Annotated in this window: 1 protein-coding gene; it reads left to right on the forward strand. The window is 67.4% G+C overall.

The window, feature by feature from the left end:
• Positions 1-1018, forward strand: a 1018-nt coding sequence (locus tag LG367_RS18245; protein ID WP_226470688.1) for an Ig-like domain-containing protein, incomplete at both ends; no start/stop codon positions are given.

Below are 1018 nucleotides of genomic sequence, written 5' to 3' on the forward strand. Positions count from 1 at the left end.
CGGCGCCTCGGGCGGAACTGCCGTGCCGAACGTGCTGACCAACGATACCTTGAACGGTGCCGCGGCCACGCTCGCCAACGTCACGCTGACGCAAACCTCGACGACCAACCCGAACGTCACGCTGGACCCGGCGACGGGTGCGGTGAACGTGGCGCCGGGGACCCCGGCGGGCACGTACACGGTCGTGTATCAGATCTGCGAGCAGCTGAACCCGACCAACTGCGACACGGCGAACGTGACGGTGACGGTGAGTGCCGCCCCGATCGATGCCGTGGACGACAGTGGTTCGGCGAACGGCGCCTCGGGCGGAACTGCCGTGCCGAACGTGCTGACCAACGATACCTTGAACGGTGCCGCGGCCACGCTCGCCAACGTCACGCTGACGCAAACCTCGACGACCAACCCGAACGTCACGCTGGACCCGGCGACGGGTGCGGTGAACGTGGCGCCGGGTACCCCGGCGGGTACGTACACGGTCGTGTACCAGATCTGTGAACAGCTGAACCCGACCAACTGCGATACGGCCAACGTGACGGTGACGGTGAGTGCCGCGCCGATCGATGCGGTCGACGACAGCGGCAGCGCCAATGGCGCCTCCGGTGGCGTCGCGGTGCCGAACGTGCTGACGAACGACACCTTGAACGGTGCGCCGGCCACGCTCAGCAACGTCACGCTGACGCAGACCTCGACGACGAACCCGAACGTCACGCTCGATCCGGCGACGGGTGCGGTGAACGTCGCGCCGGGCACGCCGGCGGGCACGTACACGGTCGTGTATCAGATCTGCGAGACGCTCAATCCGACCAACTGCGATACGGCCAATGTGACGGTGACGGTGAGTGCCGCCGCGATCACGGCGACCGACGATCCTGCGACCACGCCGCAGAACACGCCGGTCACGATCCCGGTGCTGAGCAACGACACGCTCAACGGTGTGCCGGTGACGACGAGCACGGTCACGACGACGGTGACGACGCCGCCTGCCAACGGCACCACCACGATCAATCCGGACGGCACG

Origin of the sequence: Luteimonas panaciterrae (assembly GCF_020511115.1) — a bacterium.
Lineage (GTDB): Bacteria > Pseudomonadota > Gammaproteobacteria > Xanthomonadales > Xanthomonadaceae > Luteimonas > Luteimonas panaciterrae.